This window comes from Trichocoleus sp. DQ-A1, from assembly GCF_039961955.1.
GTDB lineage: Bacteria > Cyanobacteriota > Cyanobacteriia > Cyanobacteriales > FACHB-T130 > FACHB-T130.
Genome location: NZ_JAMPKE010000043.1, coordinates 1 through 21936, shown reverse-complemented (window position 1 = coordinate 21936; position 21936 = coordinate 1). Strand labels below are relative to the sequence as shown.

The following is a 21936-nucleotide window of genomic DNA, read 5'->3' as shown; positions in this document are numbered from 1 at the left end:
ATTCTCACGTTTTTCAGGACTGCGAACAAGGCAATCTCTAAATATTTCCGGCTCAACTCGAAAAAGCGAGGTTAAGGAATGTAGATCATCCCCAGTTTATTATTAAACCTCTCTTGGCTCTGAGTCAAAAGATCGCACCATGATTAAACAAGAATTTCAAACCACTCACTACTTTACCGTCTTAATGGGGCTGCTACGCGATCGCCAAGGATTTATGGAAGAAATTCGTCAAGGCGTGAGACTTCCCAGTAAAATCACCTCTCTACTCGTTTGTAGTTCCCTCTTTTTTGCCGCCTATGGCGCAATTATCGGTTCATCTCATAGCCTTTTACAAGCATTGTCCTCTGCTGTTAAACTTCCCTGCTTCTACTTAATCACGCTGATTCTTTGCTTGCCAACTTTATATTTTTTCAGCATCCTTTTTGGCTCAAGCAAAAGTATTGGACAGTATTTCGCCATGCTTCTGACCTCTGTCGCCGTGATTAGCGTTCTAGAATTTAGCTTGGCACCCGTAGCGCTAGTTTTTCTGTTGACCGCCCACAACTACCAATTTTTTGTATTGTTAAATGTGGGTATTTTTGCTCTCACCGGATTGACTGGCGTCACTTTCCTCTATCAGGGAATACAGTTTATGTCCGTACAAGATAGCGAATCAGCACAAGAAACTCGTACCAGAGTTCTGAAATTTTGGTTAATTCTTTATGCTTTAGTTGGCTGTCAATTAGGTTGGACACTCAGACCCTTTTTTGGAACTCCTGGACAATTTGTATTGTTTCGACCGATGGAAGGGAATTTTTATCTGAGTATTTTCAAAGCAATTGGACACCTTCTAGGTTTTAATTAAAGCTGCACTCAAATAGCACTTGTCTACGTTCAGGATTGTCCATCCTACTTAGCTCGGTCTTAGCTAAAATATCGGAATTCTTGTTTGGAGGCAGTACATAACCCCACCCCTGCTTCTCTTCTCTTTCAGAGAAGGGGTTAGGGGTGAGGTTACGAGTAGATATCGAAACAAAGTGAGAACTGCTATATATATCGATAGATAGTTGATAGTTGTAACTTCTGTAGTAAATCGTTACTGTTTTTAAGGAAAAAACTTCGGCTAGATAATATTAACAAGTGATTCTGGCTCACGATTAATATCAGAAAATGATGCGATCGCTTGCAGGATCGCGCTTAATTCACAGAAACTTCATTTAAAGCCCCTAAATTATAAATTTAGAGTAAAGGATTATTTCATCGGTGATAATACGGATAGCAATATCCTCAGATCAGCGGTGAAATCTACTCATTTCAGTGGCGAAGCTACAGTTCGTTGAATTTGGATGTTTGAGTGTAGGGTAGGGAACACGGACATTTTGCACCTTACTCTGGGAACTGGGAAGGCAACAATCCATCCACCCCTCGTTTCTAAGCGTCAGCCTAGAGAACGAGAGGAATCAAGGCAGAGCTTTGATTTGGTAGGTGCAAGATGTAAAGTATCTGGAATCAGGATTGATTAGGAATTCGAGAGTTCCTAGTGTCATACATCGGCTTTATGAGATGTATGAGAGCGATCGCTTCCAGTTATGAAGTTTTTAGAAGCTTTGTCTCGCCCCTGTAAGGTGTTGCAGGTTTGTTAAGCGATGAACGTTTTTGGAAGTGGTAGGTAGGAGAAACAGGTAGCAATGACAATTAAAAATCCCGCAACTACTAATTTTTTCTGTCTTCTGTCTTAAGTACCATCCAAAATCTCCTGAGCCAATTTTGGCGTTAAAGCTCAAAGACAACCTGCATTCTCATGCTAGTCCAACCCGCAAAAAAATTATAAACATCGGCTTTTTACTTACGAGATGGTCATCAAAGGAAACAAACTCATGAAAAAAACTCTAGCCGCCCTTACTGTTGGCTTTACCTTAGCGATGGGAGCCACTTCTGCTAACGCCGTTCCTCTTTACGACGGCGTATCACAGCCAAATCAAACGCCCGCTCAACAAGGATGGGAATATAAAGAAAATGCTTTTAAGTCTCCTGTACCGACTGCAACGCCTTCCACTGAAGGCACTATTTTGAATACGGGTAATACCAGTAATCAAGCAGGCTACTTCAAAGTATCGCCAGTGCTGCTTGACCGCAGTACCGGATATAGCATCAGTTTCAGCGTCAAGGTGAGTTCAGAAACTCACCTCAACAACAATCGTGCAGGCTTCAGTCTGATTGTGATGAGCAATGGCGTCTCTGGTGAAACGCAACCTTATGGGCTGGAATTAGGTTTCTGGCAAAATAGCATCTGGGCGCAAAACGTTGGTTTTACTCAAGGCGAGAAAGTAACTTTCAACGTCCAGAAAACGATGAATAACTATGTATTGTATGTAAAAGACAACCAGTATCAACTGTTTATGAACGGTTCTACCTTTCCTGTTTTGCAAGGCAATCTGCGTCAATATACCGGATTTACACCGCCTCCCGGATATCTCAACCCTTACACAACTTCCAACCTGATTTTCTTAGGCGACAACACGACATCCGCCACGGCGAACGTTACCATAAAAAGCCTCTCCGCATCCTCTGCCAGCAATGTTAACCTCACCAATGCCTCTGTAAAATAATCATTTCACTTTAGGGAATCAAAAAGTCCAAATGAGCGCCAGTTTGGGCTTGTAGCTCCTCCAGAGAACCTTGCAATTTCAAGCGACCTTGCTCCAGAAAAACAATCCAATCAGCTCGATTAATTACTCTGGGGCGGTGGCTAATTAAAATGGTGGTTCTGCCTTGGCGGTGAGACAGCAACTGCTCTAAAACTTGCGCTTCGCTCACCGGATCGAGTCCCCCCGTGGATTCATCTAAAATCAGAACTGGCGGCTCGTTTACAATCGCTCTGGCAATTGCTAATCGTTGCCGCTGTCCGCCAGAAATATTTGCCCCGAATTCACCCAAAACGGTTTGATATTTGTCGGGTAGCTTGCTGATAAATTCATCTGCACCCGCAATCTGGCAAGCTCTCACAATGTGTTCAAATGCAACGTGAGGGGAACCTAAGCGGAAGTTTTCCACAATTGAGCGACTCCAAAAGTGAGGCTCTTGAGGAACGAGAATCACCTGTTGTCGCAAGCAATCAAGTGATAAATCTTGCAAATTATACATGCCAATGCGGAGATTTCCAGAATGTGGTGAATATAATCCAGCGATTAACTTCGCCAGGGTGCTTTTACCGCAGCCAGATTTACCAATGAGTGCAATAACTTTTCCTCCAGGAATTGTTAGCGAAAAATCTTCTAAAAGGTCAGTTCTGCCAGCGTGGTGGAAGTTGAGATTTGTGGAAATAATATCTGCATCTCCCGGAATTTTAGCAAAGGGTCTTTTGTCATCAACCGGATTTTCTGGTGTAGAGTCAATTACTTCCGTAAGACGTTGGGTGGCGGTTTGAACGCGAGTGAGTTCATCGACAAATCCCACGACTGCCCCAATAAACGCTAGAAAGTTTCCATTCATGCCGTTAAAAGCTAACAGTTGCCCAATAGTTAATTCTTTACTAATCACCAAGCTACTGCCAAACCAAAGTAAAATGACGCTACCAATACTAGAAACTAATCCAGAAAAGGTACTGTTGATAATGACAATCTGAATTGTCCGGAAGGTGATATTAGCAAGGCGACCGAAGCGACTCTGAAATTCTTCCCAAAATTGCGGTGCAGATGTAGTCGTTTTGAGCGTCAGTGCCCCTTTAAAAGTCTCAACTAAAATGCCTTGATTTTCTGCTTCTAAGACTAATAAGCTCCGAGTTTTTTGTTGCAGTGTCGGTAGGAAAATAATTGTGGAAATTGTCATAACAACAGCAATGCACACAGCAACACTTGTTAGTTTGATGCTGTAGAACAACATCAAACTAAAAGAAACGATGGCAATAAATAGCTGACTCGGCAAGCTGACAACGACTTGAGAAACTAACTGATTAATTTCTTGAATATCTCGCAAGCGGCTGACAATTTCGCCACTGCGACGAGCTTCATAATAGGAAAGCGGCAAACGCAAAATTGCTCTGCCAAATTCTAAAACTAAGCCTAATTGGAGCCGTTGAGAAAAATGGGCGATTAGGTTAGATTGCACCAGTCTGAGGCTACTGGATACAACGTTCATCACCATAACAGCAGTCACGACACCCGTTAGTAGCTGGGTATCCCCCCGAACCAGCACATCATCGGTGAGGATTTGGATGAGGAAGGGGGATGTCAGGGAAAGCAACCCCAAGACAAGGTTAATGATAAATGCCTCAGCCAGAATCCCTCGGTAAGCCCAGACGGGTTTAAAGAAACGCCCAAAACCGCCAACTTTATCATCAACTTGGGCAAAAAAGCGGGCGGAGTCTGGCTCTAGTAACAGCATGATGCCATTTGTCCAGCCTGCCGCTAGCTCGTTTTTAGTGAGGTAACGGATGCCGACAGCGGGATCGGCGATCGCATATTTTTTCCGGTGTTGCCCGTATAAAACAACCCAGTGGTAGCCTTTCCAGTGAATGACGGCTGGTAGCGGTGCTTGCTTCAATTTGTCAAGAATCTGTGGTGAAGCTTTCACTGCTCTAGCATTAAAACCGAGTGCTTCTGCACCCCGCCGGAGTCCTAGCAATGTGGTTCCTAGCTGTCCAGTGCCTACGGCTTCACGGATGCGGTTGAGCGTAAAAGTCCGCCCGTGGTGTTTCGCGATCGCAGCAAGACACGCCGCTCCGCAGTCTTCTTCACTGTGTTGTAAGACATGCTCGTACTTCATGCTTAACTCATGCCATAGTGTCAGGATTTATGCGGTTCGGTAACTAACACACTATAGGCGCACTATAGACAAAATCTAATGGTCAACTTGAACGGTTGATAGAGTTAGGAGGCGCTCAAAAGCAGTCACTACAAGAAGATCGTGGCTGCTTCCCTTTGACATTCGTGACCGCCTCAGTCAGTTTTAGCAACCAGCATCAATCACAAAGCAGTAGATGCATACTTGGGTTTTCATCAACCCAGCTCAACGATGGGAGCGATCGCGCCAAAACGAAAATCTCAATCAACACGCAAGTAACCACATTTACATAACTTGTCATGAATGTTTGATAAAACCCTTGGTCAAACATTTCTGCAATTATGACGTTTGCATCTAATATGAGGCGTTTGAACAATCCCAGCCTCTTGACAAGAGTCCTACCTCTTTACATTAAATCAAATACATTAAAACAAAAAATTATTAATTATTAACAAGCCGTATTACTTAGCTATAACTACTTTAGCCTACCTCTTAAGCATTGAATGAATAATCCCAACAATCTTTATAAGAACTCATACACAAAACTCAATAAAATTTGCTTGTTTTAAATGTCTTTCCTCTATCTTGAGATTGATGCTAACTCAGTATTTAAGTCGCAAAATATACGATATCGCGAGTCAAATAGAAGAAGACTCTGCAAGCCTTTAAACAAAACCTTTAGTGGCTTTTGCTAAAAAGTTTTCTCTAGTTTTGAAACTCTAAAACGCTTACACAATTTTAATAAATTTTAGGAAAAAATAACTTTTCTTAGGAGGAAGCAAGAAGGGATTTCCTGAACATTTTTCTTTAAATAAGCGTTCCAGCAATTGAATTGAGAAAATTTTACTAGCAAGAAAGAAAAAGGAATTGTATAACCCTATATTTGGAATTTTATTACCTAAAACTTAAGGTATTAAAGCTTCAATCTGAAAGGATTACTTTTTGGTTTGCGGGCTAAGATTCGCGCGACTCTTTCCAAATGATTATTCATTGGAGTTTAAAGGTGAAACGAGTAGCGATCGCATTGAGTCTTTTTAGTCTAGCTAGTAGCGCTCTTGTGAGTTGCACGTCAGCTCCCCAGAACACTCAAAACAGCCAACAAAACAGTTCAGAACTTTCATCCGTTGCTGTCACAGTGCGCGATCTCGGCAACCCCTTCTTTGTACAAGTTGGTAAGGGTGCAGAGGCGGCAGCTAAGAGAATTGGCGGTGCGGACGTTAGCACAACCCTCGTCTCCAGCGGGGACGATTTAAATCAGCAATTTAATCAAATTGAAAATTTCATTGCCTCAGATGTCAGCATGATTATACTTAATGCTGCTGACAGTAAGGGGATTTTTGCAGCGGTTGAAAAAGCTAAACAAGCAGGAATTCCAATCATTGCAGTTGATACTGCCGCTGAAGGAGGTGTTGATGCCACTGTTACCTCCAATAACGTGCAAGCAGGTGAAGTAAGTTGTCAATACATTGCCGATCGATTGAAGGGTCAAGGCAATGTTGTAATTATCAACGGACCTCCTGTTGCTTCAGTTGTTGAGCGAGTCCAAGGATGTCTGAGCGTATTTTCCAAATATCCCAATATCAAGATCCTTTCAAAAGATCAGAATGCAGAAGGTAGCCGTGATGGTGGGTTGAGAGTCATGAGCGATTTGCTCACATCCTTCCCAAAAATTGATGCCGTTTTTGCAATTAATGACCCTTGTGGTATTGGTGCGGAGCTAGCTGCTACACAAGCGCAACGCAAAGAGTTCTTTATTGTTGGCGTCGATGGCGCACCCGAAGCTCTAGATGCGCTCAAGCAGGAAAATAGCTTATTTGTTGCGACTGCGGCTCAAGATCCCTTTCGCATGGCAGCCAAGGCAGTAGAGGTCGGGAATGACATTATCAAAGGGAACAAGCCTGCCAATCCAGACATTCTCATTCCAGTCACGTTGGTTACTCGTGAAAACGTGAATCAGCATAAAGGCTGGACAAGTGAATAACCAAGTTTTTGTCGTTAATTGCACCAATTTATGACTTGATAATCCATCAATTTGAATCGTATTTTCACAAACATTACAGGGATTTCTGATGGCAAGTAGCACTCAACCCTCAATAAAAACTAAACCCGTACTCGAAATGCAAGGAATTACAAAAACCTTTAATGGTTTCACCGCCTTGCATGATGTAAATCTCACTATTTATCCTGGGGAAGTTCATGCCCTTATGGGTGAAAATGGTGCAGGCAAGAGTACGCTGATGAAAATCCTGGCTGGAGCCTATATAGCCGATGCAGGGGAAATCAGAATTGACGGTCAAGCTGTTAAGATGACAGACCCAGGTCAAGCCAGAGATTTGGGTATAGCCATTATTTATCAAGAGCTTAATCTCGCCCCAAATCTGACCGTGGCTGAAAACATTTTTATGGGGAGTGAGCTTAAGAAAGGAGGCACCTTCATTGACCGAGACGGAATGCGGCATCAAGCATCTGAGGTATTGAGAAACCTCGACGCGAGTTTTGATGCGGGCGACCTGGTTTCAACCCTTTCCATTGCAGAACAGCAGCAAGTTGAAATTGCTAGGGCGCTCAAACACAAGAGCCGCATTCTAGTAATGGATGAGCCGACAGCAGCGCTTTCAGACCGAGAGACAGAGAAACTTTTTGAGGTTGTTCGCCGCTTGCGGAATGAAGGGATTGCGATTATTTACATTAGCCATCGGATGGAAGAGATTTATGCGCTTGCTGACCGCGTTAGCGTGATTCGAGATGGCGGGTATATAGGCTCTCTGGAGAGGAGTGAAATTTCCGCCCCTCGCTTAGTAGAAATGATGGTGGGTCGTTCTTTACAGGATTTATACGAACATAAGCGTCAAACCCATCCTGGCTCAGTAGTCCTTGAGGTAAAGAATTTAAGTGATGGGCGCAAGGTAAAATCTGCGAGTTTTAAACTGCATGCTGGGGAAATTGTTGGTTTAGCAGGCTTGGTTGGCGCAGGCAGAACTGAAATTGCTCGTCTTATTTTTGGTGCTGACCGAAAGGCTAGCGGTGAAATAAAACTGGAAGGTCGTTCTCTCAATATCTCGACACCCGATGATGCAATTAAAGCGGGAATTGCCTATGTCCCAGAAGATCGTAAGGATCTCGGTCTATTTCTGGAGATAAGTTCTGGTGAAAATATCACTATGAATGTCCTTGGACGAGAGGCAACCTCTGGCATCATCAACTCAAAATCTCTTTTTAAAATTGTGGCTGATGCCGTTAGCAACTTAGGGATTCGTCTTGCCAGCCCAAGCATCAGGGCAATGGATTTATCTGGGGGAAATCAGCAGAAGTTATTGCTAGCCCGTTGGTTGGCAATTAATCCCAAGGTACTTTTGCTCGATGAACCTACGCGCGGTGTTGACATCGGCGCGAAAAGCGAAATTTATCGAATTATTAGCGATCTGGCAGCAAAAGGTGTAGCCATTTTGATGATTTCCAGCGAACTGCCGGAAATCGTGGGAATGAGCGATCGCGTCTTGGTGATGCGTGCGGGAAGCCTGGTTGGTGAAGTAGGCGGCTCGACTGGGGAAGCAATTACACAAGAGAACATCATGGGTTATGCCACAGGGGCAAGAGAGGTAGCAAAATCATGAGTCAAACAGAAGTAAGAACCACCAGAAATGGAACGAGCGATCGCTCTAAAGCGAGTAATCGTCAAGCTTGGAAAAATTTCATTCAGGTTGCTGGTATCCTACCAATTTTGGTTGCAATCTGTATAATTTTTTCAATTGTTACGCCGAGCTTTCTTTCGCCCGGAAATCTGATTAATGTCATTCGGCAAGCATCGATCAATATCGTACTAGCGACCGGGATGACATTTGTCATTTTGACCGGAGGAATTGACCTTTCTGTGGGGTCAATTTTGGGCGTGACAGCAGTTGTCGGGGTGCTTGTCTCGTTGATCCCAGGTCTTGGTTTACTTGCCATACCAGCCGCCCTATTAGCGGGATTAGGGTTAGGCTTACTAAATGGGTCGTTGATTGCCTATTTAGGTTTGCCACCTTTTATCGTCACGCTTGGTTCTTATACGGCTTTGCGGGGTGTTGCTTACTTAGTTGCTAATGGCACGACCGTTCTAAATCGAAATCTAAATTTTGCTTGGATAGGCAACAATTATCTTGGTCCCATTCCCTGGCTAGTTGTGATTGCTTTGCTTGCCGTTGTAGCGAGTTGGTTTGTCTTAAGACGGACAGTATTGGGAAGGCATATTTACGCCGTAGGCGGTAACATACGGGCAGCACGACTAACAGGAATTAAGGTGAGTCGGGTGCTGTTATTTGTTTATGGTGTGAGTGGGTTGCTTTCCGGTTTAGGCGGAGTGATGAGCGCCTCGCGCCTCTACAGTGCGACGGGTATGTTAGGGCAAGGCTACGAACTCGATGCGATCGCTGCCGTCATTTTAGGAGGAACCAGCTTCACGGGTGGCATTGGCACCATCTGGGGGACTTTACTGGGTGCTTTAATTATTGCCCTCCTCAACAATGGGTTAACCCTGATGAACGTGTCATTTTTCTGGCAGTTAGTTGTTAAAGGTCTTGTGATCATTATTGCCGTGACGATTGACAAACTTCGCACCCGCACTAGCGCTGCGTAAGTGTTGAGCTTCCGATGACAGACTGGTAGGAAGCGATCGCGCGTCAGGCAGAATTAGTCTAAAAAACAGGGAGTCGCGATCGCGACTCCCTGTTTGCCGATCCTCACCGAAGATTTAACTAACGACTGCGTTGAAGATAGCTTTCTACATTGCTAATCGCTCGTGTCGCATACGAATCCCCAGGACGTAAATTAAGCGCCCTTCTAAAGTTAATCAAAGCAGTTTGGTAATCCCTTTGTTGGGTTGCAGCGTACCCAAGTCTCATGTACTGAGTATAATTCCCCTGCCGACCACTCCGTTGCGTAGCCCCTGGAGTATTACCTGCGGGATTCTGCTGAGTAGTGCCCGTTCCGGCTGGATTTTGTTGCCCAGTCCCAGTTCCGGCTGGATTCTGCTGAGTAGTGCCCGTTCCTGCTGGATTTTGTTGCCCAGCGCCAGTTCCGGCTGGATTTTGTTGAGTTGTACCCGCACCTGCTGGAGTTTGTTGCCCAGTACCTGTACCTGTACCTGCCGGATTCTGCTGAGTTGTACCAGTTCCCGCACCTGCTGGAGTTTGTTGTCCAGTACCTGTACCGGCTGGATTTTGCTGAATTGTACCAGTTCCCGCACCTGCTGGAGTTTGTTGCCCAGTACCAGTACCTGTACCTGTGGGATTCTGCTGAGTTGTACCCGCGCCTGCTGGAGTTTGTTGCCCAGCGCCAGTTCCGGCTGGATTTTGTTGAGTTGTACCAGTTCCCGTGCCTGCTGGAGTTTGCTGGGTAGTGCCCGCACCTGCCGGATTCTGTTGCCCAGTGCCAGTTCCGGCTGGAGTTTGCTGAGTTGTACCAGTGCCAGTTCCGGCTGGAGTTTGCTGGGTAGTGCCCGCACCTGCCGGATTCTGTTGCACAACTCCTGGGCTAATTACCTCATAGTTAGGTTGCCCAGTACGAGTACCAGCGGGAGTTTGTTGGTTAGTACCCGTACCCGTACCAGCGGGAGTTTGTTGGTTAGTACCCGTACCCGTACCAGCGGGAGTTTGTTGGTTAGCACCAGCGCCAGATGGATTTGTTTGTGCCCCACCTGGAGTACTCTGAGCTAATAATTGTTGGCTTCTCGTACTAGAGTTGGAATTGATGAGGGCTAATGCTGGAAAACTGAGGAAAACACTAGCGCCAGCAACGCTCATCAAGCTAACAAGCTTTTTAACCGAATGTTTCTGATTTTGCGTACTCATGGGAATATCCTGAACTTAGGCTAAAAAATACTGACTTTGGCAGCTTTCTTGCCAAAAGCGAACAAATGTTGGTTGTAAAAAAATTGACCTTCAATCAGTTACGTCAGTTAGCAGCCTAAAGACATATTTCTTGAAACTCTTTGTTAAAACCCTACCTCTATTATTTTCTTGGCTCGTCTATCTAAAGAGTTGTACTAATGTTAAATTAATCTGTCTAATTAGGTAGTAATATCCAATCCGATTGATTACTCGCAATTTCCCAAAATCCAAAGCAAGTCTAAGTCTCTGGCTCTATCTCTCCTCCCTGAAATGTGGGTAGATAGAGGAAGCGGTTTTCTCTTGCGGGAAATCTACCAAATTTGAAATGAGGCAGCTAACAGAAATCCACTGTACCTATACTTTGATATCGCAACCCTCAATGATTCGTGAAGGCGAGATCCCCGACTTCGAGAAAGAAGTCGGGGATCTGAACTACTAGCATCCACACTCAAATAGGATTGCCATAACAATTGAGTTAAAAAGGTTTAGAAAAAGACAAGCAGCAATTTTGGCTCAGGCGCACTGAGACAGAGTAGCGGATGAATTGTACTGCTGAATCGGAATCGCGATCGCAAACTCTGTTCCTTTGCCCGTTTCGGAAATATAGGTCAATTGACCGCTGTGTTTTTCTACCACGATTTGATAACTAATTGACAACCCTAAGCCAGTTCCTTTGCCAATAGGTTTAGTCGTAAAGAAAGGATCGAATAATCGTTGCTGTACCTCCGAGGTCATCCCAATGCCGTTGTCTGCAATCCGAATTACAACTTGATTGTTATCTCCGACTTCCGTGCGAATCCGAATTATCGGTGATGGGTAATGGGTATTTCCTTGTCTGTGACTAATTTCCTTTTCTAGTGCCTCAATTGCATTGCAGAAGATATTCATGAATGCTTGGTTGAGTTGCCCAGCATTGCATTCTACAAAAGGAAGGTCGCCATAGTCTTTTTGAACCACAATATCAGGGCGTATACCTCTGCCTTTGAGCCGATTTTGTAGAAACAGGAGCGTGTTGTCGATGCCTTCGTGAATATTGACACACTTCACTTCTGCTTCGTCGAGCCGAGAGAAGTTCCGCAGGGAAAGAACAATCTCAGAGATCCGTTCTGCACCTACCTGCATTGAAGATAGAAGTTTCGGCAAATCTGACCTCAGAAAATCCAGGTCAATGTCTTCCATTTCTGCTTGTATCTCTGGCACTGGCTGAGGATAGTGCTGGATAAACAGGTGCAGCAAGTGCAGCAAGTCGTAGGCATACTCGCTGGCATGGGTGAGATTGCCATAAATAAAGCTGACAGAGTTATTAATTTCGTGGGCGATACCGGCAACGATTTGTCCCAACCCAGACATTTTTTCGGTCTGAATCAGTTGAGCTTGAGTACGCTGGAGTTCATGCAGGGTTTGCTCTAACTGGGTTGTTTTCTCTCTGGATTGAGCTTCTGATTGCCGCAGTGCTTCTGCTGCCTGTTGATGAATCTGCGATTGAGCAATCAGTAACTGATGTACGTCTAAGAGTCTGCAAATTCCCGATTGCAGTTGCACGACGATCGGTTCGTAAATGAGTTCGGGCGATCGCTTTAAGGACTGCTGTACAGTTTCGACAATGGAACTGTTGCGATCGCATACTAAAATCTCACATCGGGCAATGCTGTAGAGTGCCTTCAGAGAGGGCGGGGAAGATAACTCTAAGCTGTAGAGACGGCGCATAGATTCAAAGAAGCGCCGTCGCGAAATCATTCCGACGAAATTACCTTGTTCGGTAATAATCATGCCAGGAAGCAATGGGTTCGCTTCAAAAATCTGGATTGCTTCCTCTACGGCACGTTCCGACTCGATGCTAGCGTCGTAGAGCGTTAATTCTTCTAGCGTCGAATCTAAATGTAGGGGTGACGGTTGGGAAGTCGCCTCTTTTTGGCTTTGTTCAAAATCCTCAGTCCGGGTTACTGATGCTTGCTCAATCCATGCCCAGGGCGTTACTTGTTGTTGAGTCCTGCTTAGCATTTCTTGTGAGTAGTCCGTCCAGTGAGAAGTGTCTTCTGGAATTTTGTGCATCAGTCCCATCGCACCTCTGTTAATGCCCTGATTCAGTATGGCTACTATCAAGCTTTTGAAAAAGCTGCGTAGTGCTACCGATCTCTACACGTTTGCGATCGCTTAATCCGGAAACAGCGATCGCGATCGCTTACGTAAATTTACGTGTTGTTCGATACACCATACGGAAACTTTAAAAGCAAAGCCTCTACCACGGGTGTGAATTAGCACTCTTCTTTTGTGTAGATGCCATTTTGTAGGCTTTTAGCCACTCTCCTAATCAAGCAATCAGCCAAGGTAGCCAAATTGCTAAACTCAAAAGCGTTATAAACAGCGCTGGCAAAGTCAGGATGAGACTCAGATGACGAGAGTGAGGGTGAGAAAGAAGAAAGCGATCGCTCCTGCTGAAAATCTCGTCAAGGCGATCGCTATTGGTGCAACATAGGCAGTTGCCGCTATGCTCATCTTAGTTACGATGCCATCGTGTACCATCCGGGCTATCAATTAGAGTAATGCCCTTGGCTTGTAGCTCGTTGCGAATGCGATCGCTTTCAGCAAAATTTTTCGCAATCCTGGCTTCCTGGCGCTGCTGAATCATCGCCTCAATGTCTGCATCGCTGAAACCATGCTTTACTACAGCCTGTAAGCTAGTTTTTGAGTTGTCTATTTGGATGGTTGCACTTAGGGCAATTGGCTTGGGAACTTCTAACCCTAAGACTTGCGCTAAGTGGACGAGCGTGCGCCACTGCCGCTGTAACACTTGTGAAGGAGTATCTATTTGCTCTACATGGGAGAGGAGATTTCTCTCACGACGTAGATTCTTAGCCAATTCAAACAGAACTGCTAGACCACCTGGAAAATTCAAGTCATCATCAACTGCTGTCTGGAATCGCTCTACAGCATCGGAGTCTAACATTGCCAAGTTGCTGGAATCTGAGTTTATGTCAGTTACCCAATTAAGTAATCGATGCGATCCCCACATATAGCCAAACAACAGACCTTCTTTCAGCGTATTCCAACCGTTTGTCGCGGCTTGTATTGCTTCATCGGTAAAATCAATCGGCTTGCGGTATTGGGCTGTAAGAACAAATAGCCGTACCGCCATCGGATCGACTCCTCGATCTAATAACTCGCGGATGGTGATAAAGTTGCCCAGAGACTTAGACATCTTCTCCCCATTTACCGTCACCATCCCGTTATGCAGCCAGTAGTTCGCTAACGGCTTGCCAGTTACCGCTTCCGATTGGGCAATTTCGTTCTCGTGGTGGGGGAAAATTAAGTCAGCACCGCCAGCGTGGATGTCGATTGTATCGCCCAAGCGATCGCGCACCATTGCCGAACATTCAATGTGCCACCCCGGACGACCCGCACCCCAAGACGATTCCCAGGCGGGTTCCCCCGGTTTTGCCGCCTTCCACAGCGCAAAATCAAACGGATCTCTTTTCTTGGACGCTTCCAGGTCTTCCACCTCCACCCGGTTACTCGCGCCCGCTTGCATATCTTCTAACTTGCGTCCCGACAGCTTACCGTACTCCGGAAATTGACGCACCGCATAGTAAACATCACCCGCAGCGGGATAGGCAAAATTTTTCTGTTCCAACTCGTGAATCAGCCGCTGAATCCCATTGATCGTGTGTGTAGCACGCGGATATTCATCCGCTTCTTTGATATTCAGCCGCGCCATATCCTCAAAATAAGCTTGGATGTAGCGTTCGGCGACTTCTTCCATTGACGAACCTTCTTGCCGTGCCCGGTTGAGGATTTTGTCATCAATATCGGTAAAATTCTGCACATAGCGCACGTCATAGCCGACAAATTGCAGATAACGGCGCGTCACATCCCAGACGATGCAAGCTCTTGCATGACCCAAGTGGCAATAGTCATACACCGTCACGCCGCAGTAGTACATCCCGGCTTTACCGGGTTCAACGGGTTCAAAGGCTTCCTTGCGACGAGTGAGGGTGTTGTAGAGTGTTAGGGCCATTCCTAGAACTTAAGAAATAAAGTGCATCTGTATCAGTATTTTAAATTCCCTGGTCAGCAAGCCATCCACTCATCCGAATTAAAATTTTACTTTGTCGCTAATTAAGTCTCAAAAAGTAGGTGCTTAAGAGAGTAACTAGGGAGCAATGCGGCTTCAACACAACATCATGCGCTTCAACATCGACTTAACGCGATAGCGTTAGCGAAGCGAGGCGTTAGCCTAGCGCTGACTTGTCAGTTCGCATCCGCTAACACTAACGCTAACAACATTGCTTTACTGAGCGAAATTCGCTTCAAGATGAAAAATGCTTAGGCGATGCGAAAAGGATTGGAGAATGCCTTCTTCGGAGTTAGGTAAGCTGGAGGGAGAGAGCGATCGCTCTGTTAGCGCGTATGCGAAGCTGTTCGCTTGCTATAAAGTAAAAGGTTGGATCTCCATTTCAAGCCATCATCGGGATCTAAACCTACACTCTGCTTAGCGCTTAGCTCCTACAGTAATTTACGTATAGCTCTATCAACGTTTTTTGAGAAAATCTGAAAGTCGCACTATGCAACCAGCCACCACTCCCAGTCAATCTCCAGAGATAGATGCCCCCAAGCACGGCTTACCCGTGACGATCATTACAGGTTTCCTTGGCAGTGGCAAAACCACCCTCCTCAATCACATCTTGAGCAATCAGCAAGGCGTCAAAACCGCTGTTCTGGTTAATGAATTTGGTGAGATCGGCATTGATAATGAGCTGATTGTCACCACCGGCGAGGACATGGTGGAGTTAAGTAACGGTTGTATCTGCTGCACCATTAATAACGATCTCGTCGAAGCCGTCTACAAAGTTCTGGAACGCGAAGAAAAGGTCGATTATCTGGTAGTCGAGACAACCGGACTCGCAGATCCCCTGCCAGTGGCACTTACCTTTTTAGGTACCGAACTGCGAGACATGACTCGTCTAGATTCCATCATTACGGTGGTAGATTCGGAAAACTTCAGTCTCGATTTATTCAACAGCGAAGCCGCCGCCAGCCAGATCGCATACGGTGATATCATCCTGCTCAACAAGGCAGACTTGGTGGATGAAGCCGACTTAGACTCCTTAGAAGTCAGAATTCGGGATATGAAAGGCGGTGCCCGGATTATGCGAACCACCAAGGGACAGGTTCCGCTGCCGTTACTTCTTAGCGTCGGTTTATTTGAGACTGACAAATATTTCCAAAACGACGAGGCAGAAAAGGGTCACGACCATCACCACCACGACCACGGTCATGACCACGATCATCACGAGCATCACGACGATCATAGTAGTTGCGATCACGATCATGGCGTTTGCACTCACGACCATCACGACCACGATCATCATTCCCACCACTTGGAAAATGACGGGTTTACCTCGATTTCCTTTGAAAGCGACAAGCCTTTTGCGATCAAGAAATTTCAAAATTTCTTAGATAATCAGTTGCCCTCTACCGTCTTCCGTGCCAAAGGGATTCTTTGGTTTGATGAAAGTCCTCGGCGTCATATCTTCCACTTGTGCGGCAAACGCTTCTCCATCGATGATGAAGACTGGGCAGGAAAACCAAAAAACCAGCTGGTACTGATTGGTCAGGATTTAGATAAAGAAACTCTGCAACAACAAATCAAAAGTTGTGTTTGTCTGCCTTCTACTTCTCGCGGTAAAGGCTTTGGGAAATAGTTTTTAGGAATTAGCTAATTGCTAAATTCCTAATCGCTTTTCTCAGTTAGGTCAAATAGATTGCGGCTCTAATTTTTGGTCGGGACATGGCATTGTCATGTCCCGACAGATGTATCGAAGCTAATTATGCGCGTTGTCATTCAGCGAGTTAAATCCTCACAAGTTGAGGTATCAGATCGAGTAGTCGGTAAAATTGGGCGCGGACTTAATTTACTCGTAGGCATTGCCGAAACAGATACCGAAGCCGAACTGGAGTGGATGGCTCGTAAATGTCTGGAATTACGCTTATTTCCAGATGAACAGAATGGTAGCGGGCGTTGGGAGAAATCCATCCTAGAAATTGAGGGTGAACTGCTGGTAGTCAGCCAATTCACCCTCTATGGAGATTGTCGCAAAGGACGCCGCCCCTCTTTTGATAAATCTGCTGCGCCTGCGATCGCTCAAAATCTTTACGAACAGTTTATCGCTAAGTTGCGCCAGAGCGGTTTGCGCGTAGAAACAGGCGAATTTGGGGCGATGATGCAGGTAGCAATTGAAAATGATGGCCCTGTTACTTTGCTGCTAGAACGAGAAGCGACTTAACTTGAATAACATTGACTCCAAAGCTGTAAATGCCCCCTTCCTTTGCAGGAAAGAGGGTTAAAATGTTAGGTCATTATTAAGGCCAGATGTTTTGCCACCAAGGTCTAGAACTGCTTTGTGCAACAGGCCTTTTCTTCCGAATATCCTGAATATTCCACCCAGTCAGCTTGGCGAGAGTCTGCGCCTCTTGTTCAAATCGTCTAGTCAAAGACTGTTTATACTGTTGACCCGCTTGACACTTCACATCTCCTGTAAAGGGATGACGAAGGACATAACGACCTTGAAAACTTTGTTCATTTGATGTTTCTTGAAACACCAAATCTTCCGGGAATTTATCGCGGGTGTACCGGACGTGGAGACGGGTGATAAAAACATTATTAGAGGGAACAACGGCTCTACGGAAAGGTGCTGACTCGCGGGCATCCGAAGGATAATTCTCTAGCCAAAAAACACCGGCTTTTCGCAGTTCTTCTGGATTTAAAGGTTCGGCAGAACAGGGATCGCAGTTTCCCATGTTCCAGGCATATTCCAAAAAGGCAACCTTTTTGTCTTCACGAGTGTATGAAGTTTGAAACATCGATTTGTAGAAATCACCAAATTCATTTTTGACGAATACTGGAATTTCAGCATCCGAGGGGATTTTTACAGTTCGGTAATTGGTAACTTCAGCTTGTCCTTTAGGCGATAAAACGTAAACAATCAAATCTTGTTCGCTAGTAGAGTTAATCATCCCTAGACGAATCGGCAACATAAATTTAGGAGATTCGTAAGCCATCTGTAGAGGTCGCAGAAATTGAGAGCCGGAATTTTGAAATTCTTTAAGATTGACTTTTGCAACAAAGAATTTCATATTTTGCCGGATATAAGGTTGCAGCAGTTGTTTTGCACCCCGTGGAATCTTATATCCGTTACGATTTAGCCACGTTTCTAGACCGTTTGATTCCTTTGCACTGAGAATAACAATGTCATACTCTCCCACATTGAAACGAGCTTCTACAGTGACACCCAAGCTATTGTCTTCATCCCTGCTAGCTCTTGCACCGCCTGACGTTGGTGCGGATGCTGGTGCAGGGAGCCTCTCGTACATGACCGAATTACAAGGATCTTCGTCAAAATATTCCACCAGTCGCGGCGCACTAAAAGCATCCAATCGCTCGATAATTTTAGGGTCGCCAACGTGAACCTGTTCTTTCTGAAGCACTGTCGGAACGGGGACAACCAGGGCAAAGTCTTTGACATCCCCTTGATAGTCATTCGCCATCGTTAAAATAGTGCGAGCGCGATCGCGAGCAATTACTACTTGCGACGCTTTATTGTAAAGCTTTGTATCCGCTTTCGCTACATAGAATCCACAAAATCCCCAGGCTGTCGGAGCAAAGCAAATAACAGCCAGAAGCGTTATCACTAAAGTTTTACAGATCCGAAATAACTTCATTGTTACCTCTGCTAGTAATTAATAAAAACTTACACTTGTAGATACGTCTCAGATTCAGTTTCCTCAGGTTTGTCGATGACTGAAGTACTGAAGGTCTGTGAGGAAGTCTCCGCCCAAGAAAATCGGGGTGCTGACCAGAGAAAATCTAACAGAACGGTCATAGGTGCAAGGGCGAATAAAGCCCAGAAAACAGCAGTAGAAATAAAAAATTGATTTCGCAAGAAAAAAGTTAAGCAGCCAATAGAAACTGCCCATACTAAACGCCCACTCCTAGCGTTAGGAATAGAACGAGGATCTGTAATCATAAATAGAGCGAATAACAACAAAGAACCGCTCATCAATCGATGTAAAAATACATCCCATGTCCAGCCAAGCCAAATATTGCGAGTAGCTTCCAACAAAGCGTAAGAACCTAAAAAAGCAGCAGTTGTATCCCAACGACCAACTCGTTTTAAAATCGTGCCCCCGGTGCCTGCAAATAACAGCGCATACCACCATTCATCTCCCCATTGTCCGGGCGAAACCCAGGCATCTTTTGTCAAGATAAGCGCGGCAATAATACCAAAATTAGCAGGATTAAAAAAATGCTTATTCCGAAAATTAAAAATAAATTTACTGAGAATTGCGAAAGAACCAGCCAAAATCATTGTGCTGTAACTATCGGCTCTTAGGAGCAAACTCAGACCTAAAGCCGTAATAAAAGCACTCCGTAATGAAAGATTGATAGGAACATTTGTTAAAACAGAATCAATTTCATTGGGACAATTATCTTGTACCGGAAGCAAATTGAATAAATTTTGTTTAATCGATACTGCTAGCCACTGAGTCCCCAGACAAGTTACCATGACCACTAGAATTAGATCCGGTCTTAGCGTCCAGTCTCTTGTCCAAATACCTAAGAACAGGAACAAGGATAGAAACAGAATTTGATAGTCTCGGACATCTTTTAGCAGCATTGCCGATTAATAGTAAGATTAGCCGTATCTTTCTCCTGAATCTAGACGCAATAAGATGCGAACAGGGGTTCTGTTACAGAAATTGTTACAAAGATGCCGGTTAGTTAAGACGGTTTTTACCAGCGATTCAACTCCCAGACTTCTTGGAGAAGCGAGGGATCTTGCCAATGCTTTTCATGAATTTTAGAAAGCTTTTCAAAAGTAGTCTATATAGAAATCTTATTTGAGTTATGAGCCAGCGATTTAGATCCCCGACTGCTTCATGAATCAGCAACTCTCACTTGTGAAATTGAGAAGCCCCTAAGATTAATGGCTATGCTTTACCCATAAGTCCAAAAACCCTGTAGGGATTTTCGCATTTGAGCGATAACTTGAGGACAAAAACGGGCAACTCGCTATCCAAAGGCTTCGCCCTTTCCCGTAGCGTGACAGGGTGTTCAACAGATGTGGGTAAAGCATAGAGGTTATGGGGACGTTGTCACGACTTCAATCCCCCTGCGGATACTCCTCCCATAAGGTTGTTGTTTGCCGCAGACTCAGATAGTCACCATTGCCTAAAATCAAATGATCTAGCAGCGGAATACTTAAATATTGCGCTCCCATCAACAACTGACGGGTCAAATCCATATCTTCTTGACTGGGTTCAATGCTCCCTGACGGATGATTGTGTGCAATAATCAGCCGCGTCGCACCCTGGCGAAGGACTTCTCGGAAAATCTCGCGGGGAGGAGCCAACGTTTCAGTCGCAGTGCCAATGGTAATCACTTGAGTACCCACCAAGCGATTCTTCACATCCAACAGCACCACGGCAAATCGTTCTTGCATCTGCCACATCAACTCATGACTGAGCGCAGCAGCAGCGGCAGCAGGACTATCAATCATGGTGCTAACTCCGGGGCGAGATAGAAACGCCCGTTTTCCTAACTCAACGGCTGCTAGAATTGTGGTTGCTTTTGCTGGCCCTACACCAGGAATTTTTGTCAACTCTTGAACGCTGATATCTCGTAACATATCCAGCGGATCGCGTTGATGTTGACTTAATTCCTGTAATATGTATTGCCCAAGACCGACAGCGGAAAGTTTCCCGGCCCCTTGACCCGTGCCCAGCAGAATCGCAATTAGCTCAGCGGTTGCAAGATTTTTGGCTCCCTGAGCCATTAATCGTTCGCGAGGACGTTCGCTAAGGGGTATATCTGCAATTCTGAGGCAATAGGTCATAAATGCACCGGGAAAGACTATATCTAGTTTTCCCGATAGTCCCCCAAGAGTTGCGATCGCGCCAAGAAGAAAACAATTAAGAATTAAAAATTGAGAAATTCAACTTTTAATTTTGCATTTTTAATTTTTTAATTCTTTACTGTGTGGATATTTGCAGCTTTGAGCATATGATAGGCAACCAGTAGCTGAGTCAGTGCCAGAGGGTAACTTTGGAGCGTTTCCCCAGTTGTCCCGACGAGAGTACCCAGATTGGGGGTGCCGTCCAAGCTACAGAAAGGCAGTAAATCGGGGATGTCGTTACACAGCATCCGCTCTAAGTCTTTGACTTGTTCGCTCGTGGCTTGACCATCAATTTCTAGCACATCAACCGGCTTACCCATATCCCGCTCAAGTTCCAGGCGAATTGCCGGTTTGTAATTAGGACTGCTTGGGTTCAAAATTTGGGTCAAGCTTGGATGTGGAATTGTTGGTCTGAGTACCAATTGCACATTCAGGTGTGAACTGTTCTCCTCTGGCGTGTCTGTAGGTGGGTAGAAACTTACCACGATATCTGCCCATTGGCGCTGGGGACGGATGTATGCTTCTGAGTCTGGTTCGCGCTTTCTCAATTGTTCGCGAACCTGTTCTTCGTTATAGCCCCGTTTCATCGTATCTCGCTTGATCTTCCACTCAGCGCGTAGAGCTTCAGGCGGTGCTAGATAAACTTTTACATCGTGATAGTCACGGGTTTTCATGGTTGAATAACCGAGAAGCCCTTCAACAATCACAAACTTGCTCGGCTTGATATACTCAGGCGGATCGAACATCCCGGTGTCGTGGTTGTAAATCGGCTTCAGGATGGGCTGTCCATTTTGAAGCAGGGACAGGTGTTGCTCCATGATATCCAAGTAGTTGCAGTCGGGATGCAGTGCTGAAATTCCCTTCTCTGCACGCTGAATTCGGTCGTACTTGTGATAATCGTCGGTACAGATAATGGTGACATTTTCTTCACCTAATATCTGAGCAATTCCTCGTGTTAGTGTTGTTTTCCCAGCGGCACTGTCACCAACAATGCCTAGAATAATCGGACGATGGCTCATTTTCCCTCTCGCGCAAAAGCAAGTCCTGCTGGACATTCTGAATTGTTCAATTGTAGAGGGAATAGGGATCAACTCGATCGCAAGAATGCCTGCTGTTCGGGCGTTGGTTCTCAGTGCAGGTTGCTCCCAGTGCGTTCTTTATATCGGCACCCGCCAAGTAAATTAATGTAAATTAATCGCAATGCCAGATTGCGATCGCAATCTTCAGCAGTCTCTAAAATTAACGTGAGTTCGGGTTAAGCAGGCAAGGCAGCATCGTTGATCAGGGAGGGCTTCTTGGGCTGGTGGCAGTAGGCAATTAAGCCGGCTATCAAATTGACGGCAAAGTTGACAGGA

15 protein-coding genes and 1 pseudogene are annotated in these 21936 nt (G+C 45.3%); 7 read left to right on the top strand and 9 right to left on the bottom strand.

What is annotated here, in order from left to right:
• Positions 1-139: 139 nt before the first annotated feature.
• On the top strand, positions 140-844 hold the full coding sequence (locus tag NDI33_RS24830) for an actin-binding WH2 domain-containing protein (protein ID WP_190675711.1): 705 nt from the start codon (positions 140-142) through the stop codon (positions 842-844).
• 1012 nt (positions 845-1856) lie between these two features.
• On the top strand, positions 1857-2588 hold the full coding sequence (locus NDI33_RS24825; RefSeq protein WP_190410011.1) for a hypothetical protein: 732 nt from the start codon (positions 1857-1859) through the stop codon (positions 2586-2588).
• 10 nt (positions 2589-2598) lie between these two features.
• On the opposite strand, the gene NDI33_RS24820 is transcribed toward NDI33_RS24825, so the two are convergent.
• Positions 2599-4743 carry a peptidase domain-containing ABC transporter gene (locus NDI33_RS24820; RefSeq protein WP_190410012.1) on the bottom strand — a complete coding sequence of 715 codons (2145 nt, stop codon included), beginning with the start codon at positions 4741-4743 and terminating at the stop codon, positions 2599-2601.
• A 1021-nt stretch (positions 4744-5764) separates the two neighbouring features.
• Here NDI33_RS24820 and NDI33_RS24815 point away from each other — a divergent pair.
• The 3 genes from NDI33_RS24815 (at position 5765) to NDI33_RS24805 (ending at position 9376) form a co-directional block, all read left to right on the top strand.
• Entirely contained in the window at positions 5765-6742 is a 978-nt protein-coding gene (locus NDI33_RS24815; RefSeq protein ID WP_190440527.1) for a substrate-binding domain-containing protein, read from the top strand.
• Positions 6743-6830: 88 nt separating this feature from the next.
• Positions 6831-8375 (top strand): sugar ABC transporter ATP-binding protein, encoded by a 1545-nt coding sequence (locus tag NDI33_RS24810; protein ID WP_190527183.1) that lies wholly within the window; start codon positions 6831-6833, stop codon positions 8373-8375.
• A complete protein-coding gene (locus tag NDI33_RS24805; protein WP_190440522.1) occupies positions 8372-9376 on the top strand; it encodes a ribose ABC transporter permease in 1005 nt (334 codons plus the stop codon). The genes NDI33_RS24810 and NDI33_RS24805 overlap by 4 nt, the downstream gene beginning before the upstream one ends.
• A gap of 118 nt (positions 9377-9494) precedes the next feature.
• On the opposite strand, the gene NDI33_RS24800 is transcribed toward NDI33_RS24805, so the two are convergent.
• From NDI33_RS24800 to cysS, 3 genes are all read right to left on the bottom strand, one after another.
• Positions 9495-10589 (bottom strand): tetratricopeptide repeat protein, encoded by a 1095-nt coding sequence (locus NDI33_RS24800; protein WP_190675709.1) that lies wholly within the window; start codon positions 10587-10589, stop codon positions 9495-9497.
• A 552-nt stretch (positions 10590-11141) separates the two neighbouring features.
• Entirely contained in the window at positions 11142-12680 is a 1539-nt protein-coding gene (locus tag NDI33_RS24795) for an ATP-binding protein (RefSeq protein ID WP_348245679.1), read from the bottom strand.
• 445 nt (positions 12681-13125) lie between these two features.
• Positions 13126-14643: a cysteine--tRNA ligase gene (gene cysS, locus NDI33_RS24790; protein ID WP_190675707.1), complete on the bottom strand. Its 1518-nt coding sequence runs from the start codon at positions 14641-14643 to the stop codon at positions 13126-13128.
• 547 nt (positions 14644-15190) lie between these two features.
• On the opposite strand from cysS, the gene NDI33_RS24785 reads away from it, so the two are divergent.
• Complete coding sequence (locus tag NDI33_RS24785; RefSeq protein WP_190675705.1) at positions 15191-16330, top strand: GTP-binding protein; 1140 nt, start codon at positions 15191-15193, stop codon at positions 16328-16330.
• 126 nt (positions 16331-16456) lie between these two features.
• Entirely contained in the window at positions 16457-16912 is a 456-nt protein-coding gene (gene dtd, locus NDI33_RS24780; protein ID WP_190675703.1) for a D-aminoacyl-tRNA deacylase, read from the top strand.
• Positions 16913-16988: 76 nt separating this feature from the next.
• Here the strand turns inward: dtd and NDI33_RS24775 are convergent, their stop codons facing one another.
• The 5 genes and pseudogenes from NDI33_RS24775 to NDI33_RS24755 form a co-directional block, all read right to left on the bottom strand.
• Positions 16989-18347, bottom strand: a complete 1359-nt coding sequence (locus tag NDI33_RS24775; RefSeq protein ID WP_190675701.1) for a DUF2330 domain-containing protein — start codon at positions 18345-18347, stop codon at positions 16989-16991.
• Positions 18348-18376: 29 nt separating this feature from the next.
• Positions 18377-19303, bottom strand: a complete 927-nt coding sequence (locus NDI33_RS24770; RefSeq protein WP_190410021.1) for an RnfABCDGE type electron transport complex subunit D — start codon at positions 19301-19303, stop codon at positions 18377-18379.
• 486 nt (positions 19304-19789) lie between these two features.
• The gene (gene radC, locus NDI33_RS24765; RefSeq protein WP_190410022.1) at positions 19790-20521 is read right to left on the bottom strand and encodes a DNA repair protein RadC; all 732 of its coding nucleotides are present in this window, start codon (positions 20519-20521) and stop codon (positions 19790-19792) included.
• 128 nt (positions 20522-20649) lie between these two features.
• The gene (locus NDI33_RS24760) at positions 20650-21600 is read right to left on the bottom strand and encodes a phosphoribulokinase (RefSeq protein WP_190533911.1); all 951 of its coding nucleotides are present in this window, start codon (positions 21598-21600) and stop codon (positions 20650-20652) included.
• A 236-nt stretch (positions 21601-21836) separates the two neighbouring features.
• A pseudogene (locus NDI33_RS24755) lies at positions 21837-21936 on the bottom strand (IS982 family transposase); the annotation flags it as partial.

Coding starts and splice junctions, on each gene's coding strand:
- NDI33_RS24830 (WP_190675711.1), top strand. CDS start 140: ATGATTAAACAAGAATTTCAAACCACTCACTACTTTACCGTCTTAATG.
- NDI33_RS24825 (WP_190410011.1), top strand. CDS start 1,857: ATGAAAAAAACTCTAGCCGCCCTTACTGTTGGCTTTACCTTAGCGATG.
- NDI33_RS24820 (WP_190410012.1), bottom strand. CDS start 4,743: ATGAAGTACGAGCATGTCTTACAACACAGTGAAGAAGACTGCGGAGCG.
- NDI33_RS24810 (WP_190527183.1), top strand. CDS start 6,831: ATGGCAAGTAGCACTCAACCCTCAATAAAAACTAAACCCGTACTCGAA.
- NDI33_RS24805 (WP_190440522.1), top strand. CDS start 8,372: ATGAGTCAAACAGAAGTAAGAACCACCAGAAATGGAACGAGCGATCGC.
- NDI33_RS24800 (WP_190675709.1), bottom strand. CDS start 10,589: ATGAGTACGCAAAATCAGAAACATTCGGTTAAAAAGCTTGTTAGCTTG.
- NDI33_RS24795 (WP_348245679.1), bottom strand. CDS start 12,680: ATGCACAAAATTCCAGAAGACACTTCTCACTGGACGGACTACTCACAA.
- cysS (WP_190675707.1), bottom strand. CDS start 14,643: ATGGCCCTAACACTCTACAACACCCTCACTCGTCGCAAGGAAGCCTTT.
- NDI33_RS24785 (WP_190675705.1), top strand. CDS start 15,191: ATGCAACCAGCCACCACTCCCAGTCAATCTCCAGAGATAGATGCCCCC.
- dtd (WP_190675703.1), top strand. CDS start 16,457: ATGCGCGTTGTCATTCAGCGAGTTAAATCCTCACAAGTTGAGGTATCA.
- NDI33_RS24775 (WP_190675701.1), bottom strand. CDS start 18,347: ATGAAGTTATTTCGGATCTGTAAAACTTTAGTGATAACGCTTCTGGCT.
- NDI33_RS24770 (WP_190410021.1), bottom strand. CDS start 19,303: ATGCTGCTAAAAGATGTCCGAGACTATCAAATTCTGTTTCTATCCTTG.
- radC (WP_190410022.1), bottom strand. CDS start 20,521: ATGACCTATTGCCTCAGAATTGCAGATATACCCCTTAGCGAACGTCCT.
- NDI33_RS24760 (WP_190533911.1), bottom strand. CDS start 21,600: ATGAGCCATCGTCCGATTATTCTAGGCATTGTTGGTGACAGTGCCGCT.